Origin of the sequence: Delftia sp. ZNC0008 (assembly GCF_000799035.1) — a bacterium.
Classification (GTDB): Bacteria; Pseudomonadota; Gammaproteobacteria; order Burkholderiales; family Burkholderiaceae_C; genus Comamonas; species Comamonas tsuruhatensis.
Window position 1 is genome coordinate 1 of record NZ_JTKZ01000654.1, and the last position, 17,227, is coordinate 17,227.

The window sequence follows — 17,227 nt, forward strand, 5'->3', positions numbered from 1 at the left end:
CCGCGTAGGCCGGCCCGCTGCGCGTGGGCGTGCGCGGCGGCGTGGACGAGGAAATCTGGGAAGTGGTGACCCGCGTGGCACGCGAGCAGGGTCTGCAGGTCAAGCCCGTGGTCATCAGCGGCGCGGCCAGCCCCAACGAGGCGCTGAACAACGGCGACATCGAGGCCAACTCCTTCCAGCATGTGCCGTTCCTGCGCGACCAGAACCAGCAGCGCGGCTACCGGCTGGTGGCGGCGGGCGACACCTACATCTCGCCCATCGCCTTCTATTCGAAAAAGCACAAACGCCTGGCCGACCTGCCCGCTGGCGCGCGCCTGGGCATTCCCAACGATCCCAGCAACCAGACGCGCGCGCTGGTGGTGCTGCAGGACCAGGGCATCCTGAAGCTGCGCGAGGGCTTCGACCCCTTCAAGGGCACGGCGGGCCTGGCCGACATCGCCAGCTACCAGAAGAAGGTGCAGCTGGTGGAGGCGGCCTCGGTGGTGCTGGCGCGCTCGCTGGACGATCTCGATGCCTCGGCCATCGTCAACAGCTTTGCCTACCAGGCGGGGCTGATCGCCACGCGCGATGGCATTGCCGTCGAAAGGCGCGAGCGCAATCCCTACGTGAACATCATTGCCGTGCACGAGCGCGACCGCGCTGCACCCTGGGTCGCGGCCCTGCTGCGCGCCTACCAGTCCGAGCCCGTGCGCCAGTTCATCGTGAGCAGGTACCAGGGCTCGGTGCTGCCGGCCTTCTGAGGCGTGTAAGGCAATGAAGGTGGAACAGGCGGCGGCCGGCGAGCCCCATGCAATCGATGCGCTGCAGCGGCCGCACATCGTCTTCGAGGGCGTGCGCAAGCACTACCCGGGAACGGGCAGGGGCGCGGGAAGGAGCGCGGGCGAGCCCGTGCACGCACTGCAGGCGCTGAGCTTCGAGGTGGCGCGTGCCGAGGTGTTCGGCATCATCGGCCGCAGCGGCGCCGGCAAATCCACGCTGCTGCGCACCATCAATGCGCTGGAGCGGCCCAGCAGCGGCCGCGTGCTGGTGGACGGCACCGATGTCGCCACGCTGGACGAGGACGCGCTGGTGGCGCTGCGCCGGCGCATCGGCATGATCTTCCAGCACTTCAACCTCCTGTCCTCGCGCACGGTGTACGAGAACGTGGCCCTGCCGCTGCAGGCCGCAGGCTGGCGGCCCGCGCTCGTGCGCGCACGGGTGGACGAGCTGCTGGCCCTGGTGGGGCTGGCGGACAAGAGCGGCGCCTATCCGGCCCAGCTCTCGGGCGGGCAAAAGCAGCGCGTGGGCATTGCGCGCGCGCTGGTGCACGAGCCCGAAATCCTGCTGTGCGACGAGGCCACCTCGGCCCTGGACCCCGAAACCACGCAGTCCATCCTGGAGCTGCTGCGCGAGATCAACCGCAAGCTGCGGCTGACCATCGTGCTCATCACGCACGACATGGCCGTGATCCGCGAGGTCTGCGACCGCGTGCTGGTGCTGGACCAGGGCCGGCTGCAGGAGATCGGCGAGGTCTGGCAGCTGTTTGCGGCACCGCGCTCGGAAGCAGCGCGTGCGCTGCTGCGGCCGCTGCGGCAGGCCTTGGCGGCGGACCTGGAACTGGTGGCAGCGGCCGATGGCCCGGAGGCCGTCGCCGTGCTGGCCATCGGATGGGCCGACGGCGGCAGCCAGCAGGGCCTGCCGCTGGCGCAGCTTCAGGTGCTGGGCCCGCGTGCCCGTTTGTTGCAGGGTGGCCTGGACTGCATGCGCGGGCGTTCGCAGGGCCGCCTGCTGGTGGGCGTGCCGGTGCAGGATCTGCCCTCGTCGCTCTCCCCGCTCTCGCCGGCCGCGCTGTCTTCCCTTCAACAGGCGCTGGGCGCCGATTCACTGCAACTGCTTGGCCATGTCCCTGCCCCCGCTCGATAAATACCTGCAGGCCTTTCTGGAAACCCTGCTGATGGCGGGCGCGTCCTCGCTGATCGCCATCGTTGCCGGGCTGGCGCTGGCCATCGTGCTGCACACCACGGCGCCGGGCGGGCTCTATGCCAGGCCGCGGCTGTACCGGGGGCTGTCGGCGGCGGTGAACATCGGCCGGGCCATTCCCTTCATCATCCTGCTGGTGGCCCTGCTGCCGGTGACGCGCGCCATCGTGGGCACCACGCTGGGCACCTGGGCGGCGGTGGTGCCGCTGTCGGCCAACCTGATTCCGTTCTTTGCGCGCATCGCCCAGGTGAGCCTGGGCGAAGTGGACGGCGGCCTGGTGGAGGCGGCGCGCGCCATGGGCCTGCGCCGCCCGCAGATCGTGCGCCAGGTGCTGCTGCCCGAGGCGCTGCCGGGCCTGATCGGCGGCATGACCGTGAGTGTGATCGCCATGGTCAATGCCTCGGCCATGGCGGGCGCCGTGGGGGCGGGCGGCCTGGGCGACCTGGCCATCCGCTACGGCTACGAGCGCTATGAGACGCGCGTGATGTTCGAGGTCATCGTCATCCTGGTGGCCCTGGTGTCGGTACTGCAGTTCGGCGGCGAATGGCTGGCACGCCGTGCCGACCACCGGCGTTCGATCTCTTGAGATGATTTGGAAATAATAGACTGAATTTTTATTATTTTTGGTTTTTTCGACTTGTCTCGACAATGGCCTGCAGCAGCATTCGGGCTGCTGATTCTTTTCCGAGATGCTTCGATGACCCACACCACACGCCCCGCCTGGCCTTCCCCTCTTGCCGGCCGCACTGCCATGAAGCCTGGCGTGGCCATCGTCTGTGGCGTCCACCATGTCCAGCTGTCCTTTCCGGCGCGCGCCCAGGCGGCCATGGAGCGCTTTTATGGCGAAGTGCTGGGCCTGTCTGCCCTGACCGTTGCCGGGCGTCCGGGCCTGAGCTTTCTGGCCGGCGGGCAGCGCATCGATCTCGTGCCCTACAAGGGGCAGTCCGGCGGCACCGAGCGCGCGGCGGGCAACCTGGTGCACCTGGCGCTGACGGTCAGCGACGTGGATGCGCTGCGCCAGCAGTTGCTGGTGCACGGCGGCCTGGCGCTGGAGGTGGCGCCCGTGAGCGAGGGCCGGCGCTGCTATGCGCGAGACCCCGCAGGCAATCTGATCGAGCTGCTGGAGCTGCCCCGCGAGGCAGCGGCCGATGCTCCGGATGAGCCGGCCGTGGCCTGTTCGGCCTGAAGCCTCTCGCCGTCCCCCTCTCTCTTCCCTTTCTGCTTTTGCCTTCCACAGGCCCGGGCCGCACCGGCCCCGGGCGGAGCCTTGCCCATGAACTTCCAGCAACTGCGCTATGTGCGCGAAACCGTGCGCCGCGGCTACAGCCTGACCGAGGTGGCCCACACGCTGCACACCTCCCAGCCTGGCGTGAGCCGTCAGATCCGCGAGCTGGAGGAAGAGCTGGGCGTGGAGATCTTCATCCGCGCAGGCAAGCGGCTGACCGGGCTGACGCCGCCCGGCGAGGCGCTGCTGCCCATCGTCGAGCGCCTGATGCTGGAGGCCGACAACCTGCGCCGCGTGGGCGCCGACTTCAGCGCCAGCGAGCAGGGGCGGCTGTCGATTGCCGCCACCCACTCGCAGGCCCGTTATGCGCTGCCCCATGTGGTGCGCGACTTCCGCCAGCGCTATCCGCAGGTGCGCCTGCACCTGCACCAGGGCTCGCCCGAGCAGGTGGCGCAGATGCTGCGCAGCGGCGAGGCCGACATCGGCGTGGCCACCGAGGCGCTGGCCGGCTATGAAGGCCTGGTCGCGCTGCCCTGCTACCGCTGGACGCACGGCGTGGTCGTGCCGCCCGGCCACCCGCTGCTGCAGTCGCAGCAGGCGCTGACGCTGGAGGCGCTGTCGCGCTTTCCCATCATCACCTACGAGCAGGGCTATACGGGCCGCGCCCACATCGACGAGGCCTTTGCGCGCGAGGGCCTGGAGCCCGACGTGGTGCTCACGGCCATGGACGCCGACGTGATCAAGACCTATGTGGAGCTGGACATGGGCGTGGGCATCGTCGCCTCGGTGGCGCTGGATGCCGAGCGCGACCAGGGCCTGCGCACGCTGGACGCCGGCCACCTGTTCGAGGTCAACACCACGCGGCTGGGCCTGCGCAAGGGCGCCTGGCTGCGCGGCTATGCCTATGCCTTCATCGAGACCTTCGTGCCCACGCTGACGCGCGAGGTGGTCGAGCAGGCCGTGCGCCAGGGCGTGGAGCCCGAGTAGGCAGACGAAGGGGGCCGGCCTCAGGCCGGCTCGCGCGCCATCTCCAGCAGGGTGTCGCCCGTCACGCGGTAGCGGATCCACTCGGTCTGGGGCAGGGCGCCCAGGCGGTCGTAGAACTCGATGGAGGGCAGGTTCCAGTCGAGCACGCTCCACTCGAAGCGGCCGCAGTCCTTCTCGACGGCGATCTGCGCCAGGCGGCGCAGCAGCGCCGTGCCCGCGCCCAGGCCGCGCGCCTCGGGCGTGACGTAGAGGTCTTCGAGGTACAGGCCGTGGCGGCCCTGCCAGGTCGAGTAGTTGAAGAAGTAGACCGCAAAGCCCACGGGCTGGTCGCCATGCAGGCAGATCAGGCCAAAGACGGCGGGGTTGTCGGCAAACAGGGTGCGCTTCACATGCTCTGGCGTGGCCAGGACTTCATGCTCGGCTTTTTCATAGACGGCGAGTTCGCGCACGAAGCGGACGATGAGCTCGGCGTCATCGGGGGTGGCGGGTCGGATCTGTAGGGTGGTAGTCATTCAAACGCGGGGGGACACGGGGAGCCCGGAAAAACGGTATTGCGACGCAAGATGGCGCCGCAATCTCCGGTTTTAGCCGATTTTCACGGCCGTGTCCGCCAGGGGCTGTTGCACCGGAAGGGGCAGGAACTGGCGCAGGATCTGGAAATGGTCCTCGAAGAACGCGCTTTCCATGGCGGGCAGGTCGCAGACGGCCACCCAGCGCGCCAGTGCCGCATCGTCGTCGCCCTGCACGGGCGGCAGCGAGGGCAGCACGCCCAGGTCCAGATAGTGCACATGGGTGATGGTGCGTCCGCGCAGGCTGCGGTCGGGATGGTCGAAGACCTGCACGGACTGCAGGGCCGCCTGCAGGTCGGCCTCGCTGAGCGTGGAGCAGGTCTCCTCGCGCAGCTCGCGCAGGCAGGACTGCCACAGCGTGTCGCGCGGCTCCAGGAAGCCGCCCGGCAGCGCCCACAGGCCCAGGCCCGGGGCATGGGCGCGGCGTATCAGCAGGATGTGGTCCTGTTGCGCGCCTTCGTGCGGCACGCGGCAGCGCAGCAGTGCGTCCACGGTCACGAAGACGGGCGGGTAGGGCGCCGCAGCCCAGGCCTGGCGGTACCGGGCCAGCATGCGCCATTCCTCGCACATCTGCGCATGGACGGGCGTGGTGGCCCATTGGCGCAGGAACTGCAGGGTGGCGGGCGGCACCTGGGCGGCCAGGGCCTCGAAGTCCACGCCGGATTCGCCGAAGTAGATGTCGCGCAGCGGCGTGGCGTCGAACTGGCCCAGGCGCGGCAGGCTGATCAGTTGCCAGCGCGGAAAGCGCGCCAGGTAGCCGCTGGTCGCGTCCTTGAAATGGCCGACCAGGGCCACGCTGGCGCCTTCGGGCACGCAGGACTGCACGGCCTGCTGCACGGCCTGTACCCACAGCGGTTCGTTGTAATAGTCGCGCACGGGCACGCAGTGCAGGCGGGCCGCGTCCGCGGGCGGCAGCGCCTCGCGCAGCATCTGCGCGCGTTCCTGCCAGCTGAAGGGATTCTTGGGATTGGGCGCCTGCCAGGCGCTGCCCAGCACGACGACGATCTGCTCGGCACGCTCCAGCGCCGCGCGCAGCAGGGCCATGTGGCCGTTGTGCAGCGGCTGGAAGCGCCCGATCAGCACGGCGGTGTGCACGCGCTCGCTGGTGGCCGGGGTTTCGGTGGGGGCGTCCATGGCGGCAGTCTCTTGCATAAACAGGCTCGGTGGCTTCACTCTGGCTTCATTCGTAGTGGGCGGCAATGGGCATCTGGCGGCCCGTGCCGAAGGCGCGCGGGCGCACGCGCAGTATGGGCGGGGCCTGCCGGCGCTTGTACTCGCTGCGGAAGATCATGCGCTTGACGCGGTCAACCAGCTCGGCACCGCCGGGTTGGCCCAGCAGCTGGGTCACAAAGCGCTCGGCCGTGCCGTATTCGGCGGTGGACAGGTGCCGGCCTTCGATGGCGTATTTGAGGATTTCGTCCAGCACCGCATAGGGCGGCAGGCTGTCCTCGTCCTTCTGGTCGGGCGCCAGCTCGGCCGAGGGCGGCTTGTCGATGATGGCCTGGGGAATCAGCTCTCGGCCCGCACTGTGGTTGATGTGGCGCGACAGCTCGAAGACCTCGGTCTTGTACAGATCGCCCAGCAGGCCCAGGCCGCCGTTGGTGTCGCCATACAGCGTGCAGTAGCCCACCGAGATCTCGGACTTGTTGCCCGTGGTCAGCAGCAGGTGGCCGAAGGCGTTGGAGTACTCCATCAGCGTGGTGCCGCGGATGCGTGCCTGCAGGTTCTCCAGCGGCAGGCCTCGCAGCGGCTGGCCGAAGCTGGCCTCGAACTGGCGCGCATAGCCGTCAACCAGCTCGCGTATCGGGTGCTCATGCAGCGTGATGCCCAGGTTGCGGCACAGGATCACCGAGTCATCGACCGAGCCGCTCGACGAAAAGCGCGAGGGCATGGTGACGGCCACCACGTTGTCCGCGCCCAGGGCCTCGGCGGCCAGGGCCAGGGTCAGCGCGCTGTCTATGCCGCCCGAGCTGCCGACGACGGCGCGCGTGAAGCCGCAGCGGCGCGCATAGTCGCGCAGGCCCAGCACGATCTGGCGGCGGTAGAACTCCATGGTGGGCAGGCCTTCGGCCGTCACGCTCATGCAGGGCTGGCCGGCCGCGTCGAGGAAGCGCCCGTCGTCGAACTGCAGCGTGCGCAGGTCCTCCACGAAGCGCTCGGCCTCGAAGACCACGCCGCGCCCGGGCTCCACCGCGAACGAGGCGCCATCGAACACGATCTGGTCCTGGCCGCCGATCTGGTTCACGTAGAGGATGGGCAGGCCGTGGCGCGTGGCCGCCTGGCCGAAGATCTCGTGGCGCTGCTCGCGCTTGCCCAGGTGGCTGGGGCTGGCGTTGATGCTGACCACCAGGTCGGGCGCGGCGTCGGCCATGCGCGCGAAAGGGTTGGTGGCGTAGTCGGCACCGGCGTCGTTCCAGCCGTCCTCGCACACCAGAAAGCCCACCTGGGCCTGGCCTATGCGCAGCACCTTGGCCGCGTCGGGGCCGGGCTCGAAGTGGCGGCGCTCGTCGAAGATGTTGTAGGTGGGCAGCAGCTGCTTGTCGTAGCGCAGGCGCACGGCGCCGTCCTTGAGCACCAGCAGGCTGTTGTGCAGCGGCTTGCCGGGCCCGCTGGCGCGCGTGGGCGCGCCGATGACCCAGTGCAATTGCGGCCACTGGCGCGTGGCCTGCAGCAGCTGCTGCAAGCCTTGCTCCAGGCGCTCGCGAAAGGCGGGCTCGTCCAGCAGGTCGCCAGGGTAGTAGCCGCACAGCGACAGCTCGGGAAAGACCAGCAGGTCGGCCCGCTCGTGCGCGGCGCGGGCAGCGGCCTCGGCCATGCGGGCCACGTTGCCGGCGATGTCGCCGACGGTGGGGTTGAGTTGGGCAATGGTGATGCGCAGCATGAATGGAGCCTTGGCGGTGTCAGGCGGTGTCAGGCGGTGTCAGACGGCGACAGGCTGGGCCAGGCCGAAGACCTGGCGCAGATAGGCCAGATAGGTTTCGTCGTTGCACAGCGTCTTGCCCGGCGAGTCCGAGATCTTGGCCACGGGCTGGCCGTTGGCATGGGTGAGCTTCATCACGATGTTGATGGTCTCCAGCCCCATGTCGTTGGTCAGCCGCGTGCCGATGCCGAAGCCCAGCTGTATGCGGTCGGCAAAGCGCTGGTACAGGGCCAGGGCCGTGTCCAGGTCCAGCCCGTCGGAGAACACCAGGCGCTTGGCCTGCGGGTCTATGCGCAGCTTCTGGTAGTGGGCGATGGCCTTCTCGCCCCAGGCATACGGGTCGCCCGAGTCGTGCCGCAGCCCGTCGAAGAGCTTGGCGAAGTACATGTCGAAATCGGCCAGGAAGGCATCCATGCCCACGGTGTCGGTCAGGGCCACGCCCAGGTCGCCCCGGTACTCCTGCACCCAGGCCTCCAGCGCGGCGATCTGGAAGTCGCGCAGGCGCACGCCCTGGGCCTGGTAGCTCTGCAGGTACTCATGGGCCATGGTGCCTATGGGCACGATGCCGAAGTCGCGCGCCAGCAGCACGTTGGACGTGCCCTTGAACCACTGCGCCGTCTGCGTGGCAAAGGCCTGGACCACCTCGCGCTGCCAGGCGCCCGAGAAGCGCCGGCGCACGCCGAAGTCGAACAGCTCGAACGGGTTGCGCAGCCTGGCCTCGCAGGCCAGGTGGCGCAGGCGCTCGATCTTGCCGGCCAGGCGCCTGCGGCCTTCGGCCAGCGCCGCCTCGGCGTCGAAGCGCCGGAAATACAGCTCGTTGACGATGGCCAGCACATAGATCTCGAAGCCCATCACATGGACCTGGGGGCCCTTGGCCTCGATGTGCAGGGTGTCGCCATCGGCCCAGGCACGGATGAAGGCGCGCTGGAACTGGAAGATGCGCAGAAAGTCGATGAAGTCGCTCTTCATGAAGCGCAGCCCGCCCAGGTAGGCCAGGTCTTCGGGCGTGAAGCGCAGCGCGCACAGCGCGTCCAGCTCGCGCTCCACCTCGGGCAGCAGCTCGGCCAGCGGGAAGGCGGTCTTCGTGCGGCAGACGAATTCGTATTCGGCCTCGGTCTGGGGATTGCGGTGCAGCATGGCCTGCCACATCGTGAATTTGTAGAGATCGGTGTCGAGCAGGCTGGTGATGATGGGAGCCATGGTGCGATGCTGGGGAAACAGGAAAGGGGGCTACGCGCGTGAAGGCGGTCCGCCCCTACAGGTGGAGTTCTTGGCTGGAGGCCAGCCGCAATCCGCGGGCCTGCATGGCTGCAAGGAAATCATGGTGCGCGGACTCGAAGCCCGGCACCGGGCTCATGGCGTCGTGCATCAGCACGATGCGCTCAGGATGGGGAAGGTGCTCGACCAGATGCTCGACCGTGGAGCGCACGCAGTGACTGCTCGCCTCGCCCGCGACCACCAGCATGTCTGCCTGGGCCAGCCGCTCCAGCAAGGCCGTATTCAGCAAGGTCGCCGGATCGGCCGGGTCGGGGACCTCGGCCAGCAGCGCGCTGTAGTGCTCGGTCCAGGGATTGAGCCCCTTGAAAACGTTGTACACGGCGCGCTGGCGCTGCTGCTGCCAGTCGCCGCAGGCCGCCAGCACATCGGCATGGATACCGTGGCCCCAGCTGCCCACTTCGCAGTGCACGGGCCAGACCATCAGCATGTAGCGGCTGTTGGCTTCGAGTGCATCCAGATATTCCAGGCTGCGCTGCAGCGCCTCGGCGTTGCGCGGCCGGAACACCCCCGCCCGCACCTGCGCCGCCGTGATCGCGGTGAACGGCACCACATCGCCGCTGTCGTCGCCATTGCCCTGTTGCCAGAAAGCCGGATGGGCGATGTCGTAGCGCTGGTGCGAGTCCAGCGTCACCGTGATGGCGTCCACCTTCGCCCCCTCGCGCCGTATCCAACCGGCAAGCCGCTGCATGTCGGCATGAGCGCCCGCCACGGGAAGGCTGGGACGTTGCCGGCCAGGACACCAGTCCTCAGGCAGATCGCAGAAGTCGTTCTGGGGGTCTATGACCAGGAGCTGGGTGGTGGAAGATGGCATATATGAAGGTGCACGCAAGCAACAGTGCGTGGTCGGTGCATCAGGTCAATGCTTCAGTGTAGTGCTGCAGGAGCGTCGCCTGTCACCAAGGCTTGATCCTTCCGCTTCTGCAGGGGCTGTGAAATACGGCGCCACATCCCTGTCAAGGCCAGGGCGAAACGAGAGGGGGAAGCGACTTCGGAACATGATGCGGAACCTACAATGGGAGGTTTTACGTATTTCGTTGGCGGCTTGGCCTGTTTCAGACCGCCATTGCGCTGTTTTCAGGCGTGCCCTGCATCAACCGAATGGGTTCATTCGGTAGCTTTTGATTATCAATATGGCATCCCTTCAGGTAACAACGACTTTCATGGGTGTAGGGTTGGCCGCGCTGATTCTGTACCTGATCCGGCGCGACCATCTCTACCTCATGCACGGCCTGTTCTGGGTGGTCGTTGCCGTTGCCGCCGTCGTGCTGGGCGTCTGGCCCGGGATGATCAACCGCCTGGCAGCGGTGCTGGGCATCAGCTATCCACCGGCCATGCTGCTGCTGCTGGCCAGCATCGTCCTGCTCATCAAGGCCTTGCATGCCGACATGGTCAACACCCGCATCGAGCGTGATGTGCGGCGGTTGAATCAGCGGTTGGCGATGCTGGAGGCGGATGCTGAGGATTTGCGTCTGCCTCTTTCTAACAAGACCCCGTCATGAGCACCCCCTTGCTTCCCGTCATCTTTTGCGGCGGCTCTGGAACCCGCCTGTGGCCGCTTTCCCGTGAGAGCTACCCAAAGCAATTTTTGGCGCTTCACGGGGACGGTATCTCCATGTTGCAGAAAACTGTCGAGCGCTTAGACGGTATGGCCGAACATATACCGAAGGCTGCTCCCGTCGTGATCTGCAATAACGAGCACCGTTTTTTGGCCGCGCAACAACTGCAGGAGACTGGAATAGAGGGCGCCAGGCTGGTGTTGGAGCCTGTTGGTCGAAACACGGCTCCGGCTTTGACCCTGGCGGCCCTGATTGCAGAGCCCGGCACCGTCATGCTGGCCATGCCTGCAGATCATGTCATGACCAAGCTTTCGGACTTTCACGATGCCGTGTCTGTGGCTTGGCAACTTGCAAAGGAAGGCTCTATGGTGACGTTTGGCATTGTGCCCAGCCGTCCCGAGACTGGTTTTGGCTACATAGAGAAGGCTGAAGCTATCGATTGCGGTGCATTCGCGATAAGCAGCTTTACTGAGAAGCCGAGTCAGGAACTGGCAGAAAGCTATGTGAGAAGCGGCAATTATCTCTGGAACAGCGGTCTTTTTATGGTGCGAGCAGACGTGTGGCTTAAGGCTATCGCAGAGCTGCAACCGCAGATTCTGCACGCTTGTCGAGCCTCGATAATTCAAAGCAGCCAAGATATGGACTTCATCCGTCCCCATGGCGAGCTCTTCGCTGGATGCCCTTCAAACTCGATCGACTACGCAGTAATGGAGCATTTGCCAGGTAACAAAGATCTGGGAATACCTGCATCGGTAGTGCCGCTGGACGCGGGCTGGTCGGACCTAGGGGCTTGGGACTCTCTGTGGGACGTGTTGCCACGAGATTCATGTGGCAACGCCCACGTGGGCCACACGCTGGCTATTGACACTCAAAACAGCCTTCTCTTCTCGGAGAGTTGCCTAGTGACTACCGTTGGAGTAGACAACCTAATCATCGTGGAAACTCCAGACGCCGTCCTAGTGGCTGACAAGAGCAGGAGTCAGGATGTAAAAAAGATCGTCACCGAATTGAAGGCGCAAAATCGGCAGTTGGCAGCCTCGCATCGTAAGGTGCATCGCCCCTGGGGTTGGTACGACAGCATAGATCGCGGTGACCGCTTCCAAGTCAAGCGTATCGTTGTCAATCCGGGATCCAAGCTTAGTCTTCAGATGCATTATCACCGGGCTGAGCATTGGATCGTAGTGAAAGGAACTGCAGAAGTGACTAATGGCGATAGAACTTTCCTGCTTGGGGAAAACGAATCCACTTTCATCCCTGTCGGACATGTTCACCTTTTGTCAAATCCAGGAAAACTACCGCTTGAAATCATCGAAGTACAGTCGGGCGCGTATTTGGGCGAAGACGATATTGTTCGCATTCAGAGCGAATACTAGTTTTTTAAAAAAAATCAATTCATCAATATATGGCTTTAGACAGTGTAAATATATTTGCTCCTATAATAATATTTTTTAAATACAGAGGGCTTATTGCGGATTTGGCTAAGCGAGAAATTGTAAGCCGTTATAAAGGGTCGATTGCTGGATTGCTTTGGTCTTTTTTAAATCCATTGTTGATGCTGGCTGTTTATACCTTTGTGTTTAGTATAATATTTCAGTCTAAATGGTCGGGTGGTAATGGGTCGAGAACAGAGTTTGCATTGGTTTTATTTGCAGGATTAATAATATTTGGATTATTTTCGGAAGTGATCAGTCGTGCACCAGTGCTAATTATTGGTAATATTAACTATGTTAAGAAAATAATTTTTCCCATTGAGATATTGCCGTATATTGCATTGGCTTCGGCCTTTTTTCAATTTATGGTGAGTACTTTTGTTTGGATAATATTTTATATTATTTTCTTTGGCGTTCCGCATGCAAGTATTTTTTTGTTGCCAATTACTCTTTTGCCATTGATATTACTCACTTTGGGGATCTCGTGGATTCTTGCATCATTAGGTGTTTACATTCGAGATACGCCACAGTTTGTTGCAATCATAATCACAATACTTATGTTTCTATCTCCTATTTTCTATTCGACGACTTCAATTCCCGTTGAGTACAGAAAATTGCTAGAGATTAATCCGCTGACCTTTTCAATAGAAACTGCTCGCGACGTGATGCTGTGGGGGAAGTCTATTAATTGGAAGGCATGGTTTCAGCAAGCTGTCGTGTCAGCATCTGTCTTTTGGATAGGGTTTGCTTGGTTTCAAAAAACCAAGGGGGGGTTCTCTGATGTCCTTTAAATCTATCATTGAAGTCGAAAATATAAGTAAGTGCTACGAGATTTACAAAAAGCCGCTTGACCGTCTGAAGCAATATGCCACTCAGGGAGTGGGGGCTATTAGTCAAAGCTCGAAAAAAAAATATTATCGTGAGTTCTGGGCATTGAAAGATGTTTCTTTTAAGATTGGCAAAGGGGAAACGGTTGGTATTATTGGGCAAAATGGCAGTGGCAAATCTACGTTACTACAACTTATTTGCGGCACATTAAAGCCAACTAGTGGTCGTGTCAAAGTTCATGGCCGTATTGCTGCGCTGTTAGAATTGGGTGCTGGATTTAACCCTGAATTCACTGGACGCGAGAATGCATATCTCAATGCGGCAATTTTAGGTATTCCTCGTGAGGCTATGCAATCACGAATGCAAGATGTTCTGGAATTTTCCGAACTAGGGGATTTCCTTGAGCAACCAGTTAAAACCTATTCCAGCGGCATGTACGCACGCTTAGCGTTCGCTGTTGCTATCCATGTGGATCCGGAAATCTTGATTGTTGACGAGGCACTGGCTGTCGGGGATGCTCGCTTCATTGCTAAATGTATGCGTCGGATAAAGGATATACAAGCACAAGGTACATCTATCTTATTCGTAAGCCACGATGTTGGATCTGTTCGAACCTTGTGTCAGCGAGCTATTTGGATTAATCAAGGTAAACTGATTGATGATGGAGATGTTTTTCCCGTTACTGGCCAATATATGGCGTATATGTTTCGCGATGAGGTGGTTGAAGAACAAAAAAGAATGCAGGATGAAGATGTTTCTACAAGTATGCCTGCCTTGTCGGATCGAATAGATTGTCCAGCATTGGAAAATACTAAAGATGATTCTCTCAAGCCAATCAACCATTGGGGTTCTGAGGTTGGTATTGTTAAAGTCGCAGAGCTTTTGGATGCAAGTCAAGTCAGGAAAAATGTATATGCTTGGGGCGAGTCACTTAAAGTTGTTATAGAAGTGGCACTGCCTTCTCATTTGCCTAAAGAGAATATCAGCTTGGCATTTTCTATCAAGGATCTGAAAGGAACAGATCTTATCGTGTCGACTACGCATGATTTCACCAAGCTTGATTTCTCAAAGGGAGAGTGCTTTAAAGTATCTTTTGGCTTTACTAACTATCTTACAGCGGGAAAATATCTTTTGGTTGTAGCTGTGGAGAATAGAAAAAATAAAGATATCCACTACTATGAATATATAGAGGGAGTTCAGTATTTTGCCTCCGAATCGGAGCATCGCCTGTTTGGCGTATTCCAGCCTTCTGTCACACAATCATCCATTCAGCTAGTGCCATGACTACCGATAAAAAAATCAATTCTCAACCCTACTGGGATATGCGTTTTGTCACTGACTGGGAAAAAATGAGTGGTCCTGCTCAATCAAGAGAATTTTCTTGGCTTGCTGTGAATCAATTACCTGAGTGGATTTTTCGAGCCCTGCAGCGAGATGCTCTGACATTAGTGGATTGGGGTTGCGCGCAAGGAGATGGTACGGATGTGTGGGCTAGTCAAATGCCAGTCGCAAATATTTGCGGGGTGGATTTTTCTGCTCCCGCGATAGAACAGGCATCTAAGAGATATCCTGCCATAAATTTCAAATGCCAGAATTGGCTCAACCCGATTCAAGATACTTTAGATGAGTATGATATCGTTTTCTCATCGAACACACTGGAGCATTTTTCTAATCCATATGAAGTATTGCGACGCATAACTGAGCATGCTAGAAAAGCCATAGTGCTGCTACTGCCTTATCAAGAGTTCCAGAGGATTGATGAGCACGAGTTTACTTTTCTTGCGAAAAATATTCCTACTAAACTGGATAACGGTTTTTCTTTAGTGTGGAGTAAGGTTTCTGGACCACATAAATTTTGGGCAGGGGAGCAAATACTCTTGATTTATGGCAAAGATCAATGGATTGCTGAGCAGAAACTGACGTTAAACGATGTTTTTATAGATAAAAATAATATAAATAGTCAGAGCCATGAATTGCATCGCCAACATGAGGAAATTGCTGAACTGAACCAGCGCCTAAAAGGTCTTAAGGACAATAGCCAAAGCGCACAAGCTGAATTTGAAAAGCGGTTAGCTGATGTCATCCACACAAGTCAAGAAGCACAAGCTGGATTGGAGAAACGGTTAGCTGATGTCATCAACACCAGGCAAGGGGCAGAAGCTGAACTTGAGCGGCGGTTAACGGATGCGATCCATGCCAGTAAAAGCGCACAAGCTAAGGTCGAAATACTTGAAAATTCCATTGCTGAACATTCAAGACAATCTGAAAGAAATCTGAAAAAAATCGAGAATCATGAGATTGAGCTAAACTCTGCTGCCTTGGTTGCAGAGGAGATGCATCAAGCCAATGCCGAATTGCAAAACATCCTTGTTTCGCGTAATGCAGAAATTGAGAAACTGCAAAAAGAACTACAGAATTTCAGGACATCTGCCTCTTGGCGGATCACCCGGCCGTTGCGCGCTACTTATTCACACATAAGTAGACTAGGAACGCCTGTTTTTCTTAAGCTACCGCCACACATCAGGCGCAATATATTGCATAAGATCAATCCAACAATACATCCGATTGATCTACAGCAGGTGTCCTTGCCAACGGTGACTCATCCAGTTCTTTCGGAATATCCGAATCAGCACCATAAAGGTATATATATAGCAGATCAAGCTCTTTTGGATGACGATTTAGTTATCATTGCCGGGGTGCCTTTTGATGATATCGGTGGCGGGCAGCGCTCTGCACAACTGGCTCGCTGTGCTTTGAAAACTGGGCGGCGAGTTACCTATATACATATCTATAAGAAGTTTGATTTTGAAGTCAATGATTATGTTGACTCTAATGTCTCCCTTTATGGATTGAATCATGTGCATATAGACTCCATTTCTCCGGACGCACTGCTTAAAAAGATTTCAAGTAATGCAACTCTGTTAGTAGAGTTGCCTCACCAAGCTGCGTTGGAGTATCTGAATAAATTCAGCATTTGCGGTATGCGTACCGTATTTGAATTGATAGATGATTGGGAAACAAGCCTTGGCGGTGATTGGTTTAATCGGGATGTTTATTGCGAAATTGTAAAAAAATCTCAAATTGTGGTTGGTACAGCAAAGCTTCTAGTTCATCGCCTTAATAATTTGGGGCGTGACGATGCTTTATATCTACCTAATGCTGCGAATGAGTATATTTTCGATAAGTATAAAAGTTATACACGCCCTGATGATCTCCCGAGAAATGGGGGGATCGGCCTGTATTTTGGTTCGCTTTATGGTGAGTGGTTTGCTTGGGATTTCCTTGAAGAGGCGGCACGCAAAAACCCTAGTATTAACTTCGTGCTGATCGGTGATCGCCCGCAAAGAGAGAATCTTCCAAAAAATATTTATCTTTTGGGTTCTAAGCGCATTGAGGATTTGCCCGCCTACTTGGCGTACTCGGATTTCTGCTTGCTTCCATTTTCCCCTGGGAAGATCTCTGATGCTGTATCTCCCATTAAGGTCTTTGAATATTTGTTTGCCGGTAAACCTGTCGTCTCCACTGATTTGCCAGAAATAAATGGATACCCTGGCTTGATGATTGAGAAAAATCCAGAAGATTTTGCCCAGGCTTGCGCTAGGGTCATACATAGAGATAACAGTAGCATCAAGGAATATGGTGATCAGTTTATTTGGGAGAATTCATGGTTTTCTCGGCTTGATGTCATCACTGCAAAGCCGGAAGTAACAAATTTTCGAAATTCAGTTAGTGTTGTAATTCTTATACATAACAATCGAAAAATCATTGAGCGTACGCTAGCCTCTTTGTTGCACCATTGCTCCGTATATATAAAAGAATTGATTGTTGTAGATAATTGCAGTACTGACAATGGAGCTGAATTTGTCCAAGAAAATTTCCCTTTGGCACGAGTGATTCAGAACCCCGTGAATGGTTGCGCATCCGGGCGTAATTTAGGAATCGCAGCTGCTACTGGAAAATATATCTCCTTCTTTGATTCCGACCAATGGTTTACTTCATCAAGCTGTTTTGAAGAGGCTCTCTCTATTCTGAGTCGTGATGCCAATGTGGGTGCTGTTGGATGGGCTGCAGGTTGGTTCGATGCTGGTCGAACGGATTTTGGTGGAATGATCACGGACTATTGTCCTAATCGTGCCATGAATGCGAAGGCCATTCGTGAAGGCTATCGATCAGATATCGCATATTTGGGTACTGGTGGTTTTTTCACGCGAACGGCAGTGATCAATTCTACTCAGGGATTTGATACCGCTTATGACCCGACTTGCTTTGAAGATACAGATATTTCACTTCAGATAAAACAATTGGGTCTGGATATCTGTTATCGCGACTTGACGGGTATTCGCCATCAACCACATCAAACTACCAATGCCAGTGCTAGCTCTGATTCTTATGCAAATCTTTTTAAAAGAAATGCTGACTATTTCAGAGAGAAATGGAAGCATCGCAGCGATTTTTTTATTGATTACACTGAGTGA

At 58.5% G+C, this 17,227-nt stretch carries 14 protein-coding genes and 1 pseudogene; 10 read left to right on the top strand and 5 right to left on the bottom strand.

Translation table 11 applies throughout. The annotated features are described in order from the left end of the window. Window positions 1-14: 14 nt before the first annotated feature. The 5 genes and pseudogenes from L995_RS21205 to L995_RS21225 form a co-directional block, all read left to right on the top strand. Window positions 15-740: pseudogene (locus L995_RS21205) on the top strand (MetQ/NlpA family ABC transporter substrate-binding protein); the annotation flags it as partial. Window positions 741-753: 13 nt separating this feature from the next. Beyond that, window positions 754-1,902 carry a methionine ABC transporter ATP-binding protein gene (locus L995_RS21210; RefSeq protein WP_047473524.1) on the top strand — a complete coding sequence of 383 codons (1,149 nt, stop codon included), beginning with the start codon at window positions 754-756 and terminating at the stop codon, window positions 1,900-1,902. Continuing rightward, complete coding sequence (locus L995_RS21215; RefSeq protein ID WP_013800725.1) at window positions 1,880-2,545, top strand: methionine ABC transporter permease; 666 nt, start codon at window positions 1,880-1,882, stop codon at window positions 2,543-2,545. The genes L995_RS21210 and L995_RS21215 overlap by 23 nt, the downstream gene beginning before the upstream one ends. A gap of 111 nt (window positions 2,546-2,656) precedes the next feature. Further along, window positions 2,657-3,145 (top strand): VOC family protein, encoded by a 489-nt coding sequence (locus tag L995_RS21220; protein WP_012207409.1) that lies wholly within the window; start codon window positions 2,657-2,659, stop codon window positions 3,143-3,145. Between the two features lie 87 nt (window positions 3,146-3,232). Further along, window positions 3,233-4,171, top strand: coding sequence for a CysB family HTH-type transcriptional regulator (locus L995_RS21225; RefSeq protein ID WP_013800726.1), 939 nt, complete (start codon window positions 3,233-3,235; stop codon window positions 4,169-4,171). Between the two features lie 20 nt (window positions 4,172-4,191). Here L995_RS21225 and L995_RS21230 read toward each other — a convergent pair whose 3' ends face one another. The 5 genes from L995_RS21230 to L995_RS21250 all read right to left on the bottom strand — a co-directional run bounded on the left by L995_RS21230 (window position 4,192) and on the right by L995_RS21250 (window position 9,749). Further along, a complete protein-coding gene (locus L995_RS21230; protein WP_034397032.1) occupies window positions 4,192-4,683 on the bottom strand; it encodes a GNAT family N-acetyltransferase in 492 nt (163 codons plus the stop codon). Window positions 4,684-4,755: 72 nt separating this feature from the next. After that, window positions 4,756-5,874 (bottom strand): bifunctional nicotinamide-nucleotide adenylyltransferase/Nudix hydroxylase, encoded by a 1,119-nt coding sequence (locus L995_RS21235; protein ID WP_047473639.1) that lies wholly within the window; start codon window positions 5,872-5,874, stop codon window positions 4,756-4,758. Window positions 5,875-5,920: 46 nt separating this feature from the next. Beyond that, on the bottom strand, window positions 5,921-7,621 hold the full coding sequence (locus L995_RS21240; RefSeq protein WP_047473527.1) for an NAD+ synthase: 1,701 nt from the start codon (window positions 7,619-7,621) through the stop codon (window positions 5,921-5,923). 39 nt (window positions 7,622-7,660) lie between these two features. Next, window positions 7,661-8,860: a nicotinate phosphoribosyltransferase gene (gene pncB, locus L995_RS21245; RefSeq protein ID WP_047473529.1), complete on the bottom strand. Its 1,200-nt coding sequence runs from the start codon at window positions 8,858-8,860 to the stop codon at window positions 7,661-7,663. 55 nt (window positions 8,861-8,915) lie between these two features. Further along, window positions 8,916-9,749, bottom strand: a complete 834-nt coding sequence (locus L995_RS21250; protein ID WP_047473530.1) for a cysteine hydrolase — start codon at window positions 9,747-9,749, stop codon at window positions 8,916-8,918. Between the two features lie 319 nt (window positions 9,750-10,068). Between L995_RS21250 and L995_RS21255 the strand changes: the two genes are divergently transcribed. Genes L995_RS21255 through L995_RS33320 form a run of 5 tightly spaced genes read left to right on the top strand, consistent with a single transcriptional unit; the run spans window position 10,069 to window position 17,227 of the window. Further along, on the top strand, window positions 10,069-10,437 hold the full coding sequence (locus L995_RS21255; protein WP_047473532.1) for a DUF2304 domain-containing protein: 369 nt from the start codon (window positions 10,069-10,071) through the stop codon (window positions 10,435-10,437). Beyond that, the gene (locus L995_RS21260) at window positions 10,434-11,867 is read left to right on the top strand and encodes a mannose-1-phosphate guanylyltransferase/mannose-6-phosphate isomerase (protein ID WP_047473533.1); all 1,434 of its coding nucleotides are present in this window, start codon (window positions 10,434-10,436) and stop codon (window positions 11,865-11,867) included. The genes L995_RS21255 and L995_RS21260 overlap by 4 nt, the downstream gene beginning before the upstream one ends. A 29-nt stretch (window positions 11,868-11,896) precedes the next feature. Further along, on the top strand, window positions 11,897-12,715 hold the full coding sequence (locus L995_RS32195) for an ABC transporter permease (protein ID WP_082001595.1): 819 nt from the start codon (window positions 11,897-11,899) through the stop codon (window positions 12,713-12,715). Next, window positions 12,705-14,036, top strand: coding sequence for an ABC transporter ATP-binding protein (locus L995_RS32200; protein ID WP_082001596.1), 1,332 nt, complete (start codon window positions 12,705-12,707; stop codon window positions 14,034-14,036). The genes L995_RS32195 and L995_RS32200 overlap by 11 nt, the downstream gene beginning before the upstream one ends. Beyond that, window positions 14,033-17,227, top strand: coding sequence for a glycosyltransferase (locus L995_RS33320; protein WP_156136109.1), 3,195 nt, complete (start codon window positions 14,033-14,035; stop codon window positions 17,225-17,227). Before L995_RS32200 ends, L995_RS33320 begins: the two co-directional genes overlap by 4 nt.

What these genes read in the sequence shown, in the direction of transcription:
- L995_RS21210 (WP_047473524.1), top strand. Translation starts at nt 754, where the DNA reads ATGAAGGTGGAACAGGCGGCGGCCGGCGAGCCCCATGCAATCGATGCG.
- L995_RS21215 (WP_013800725.1), top strand. Translation starts at nt 1,880, where the DNA reads ATGTCCCTGCCCCCGCTCGATAAATACCTGCAGGCCTTTCTGGAAACC.
- L995_RS21220 (WP_012207409.1), top strand. Translation starts at nt 2,657, where the DNA reads ATGACCCACACCACACGCCCCGCCTGGCCTTCCCCTCTTGCCGGCCGC.
- L995_RS21225 (WP_013800726.1), top strand. Translation starts at nt 3,233, where the DNA reads ATGAACTTCCAGCAACTGCGCTATGTGCGCGAAACCGTGCGCCGCGGC.
- L995_RS21230 (WP_034397032.1), bottom strand. Translation starts at nt 4,683, where the DNA reads ATGACTACCACCCTACAGATCCGACCCGCCACCCCCGATGACGCCGAG.
- L995_RS21235 (WP_047473639.1), bottom strand. Translation starts at nt 5,874, where the DNA reads ATGGACGCCCCCACCGAAACCCCGGCCACCAGCGAGCGCGTGCACACC.
- L995_RS21240 (WP_047473527.1), bottom strand. Translation starts at nt 7,621, where the DNA reads ATGCTGCGCATCACCATTGCCCAACTCAACCCCACCGTCGGCGACATC.
- pncB (WP_047473529.1), bottom strand. Translation starts at nt 8,860, where the DNA reads ATGGCTCCCATCATCACCAGCCTGCTCGACACCGATCTCTACAAATTC.
- L995_RS21250 (WP_047473530.1), bottom strand. Translation starts at nt 9,749, where the DNA reads ATGCCATCTTCCACCACCCAGCTCCTGGTCATAGACCCCCAGAACGAC.
- L995_RS21255 (WP_047473532.1), top strand. Translation starts at nt 10,069, where the DNA reads ATGGCATCCCTTCAGGTAACAACGACTTTCATGGGTGTAGGGTTGGCC.
- L995_RS21260 (WP_047473533.1), top strand. Translation starts at nt 10,434, where the DNA reads ATGAGCACCCCCTTGCTTCCCGTCATCTTTTGCGGCGGCTCTGGAACC.
- L995_RS32195 (WP_082001595.1), top strand. Translation starts at nt 11,897, where the DNA reads ATGGCTTTAGACAGTGTAAATATATTTGCTCCTATAATAATATTTTTT.
- L995_RS32200 (WP_082001596.1), top strand. Translation starts at nt 12,705, where the DNA reads ATGTCCTTTAAATCTATCATTGAAGTCGAAAATATAAGTAAGTGCTAC.
- L995_RS33320 (WP_156136109.1), top strand. Translation starts at nt 14,033, where the DNA reads ATGACTACCGATAAAAAAATCAATTCTCAACCCTACTGGGATATGCGT.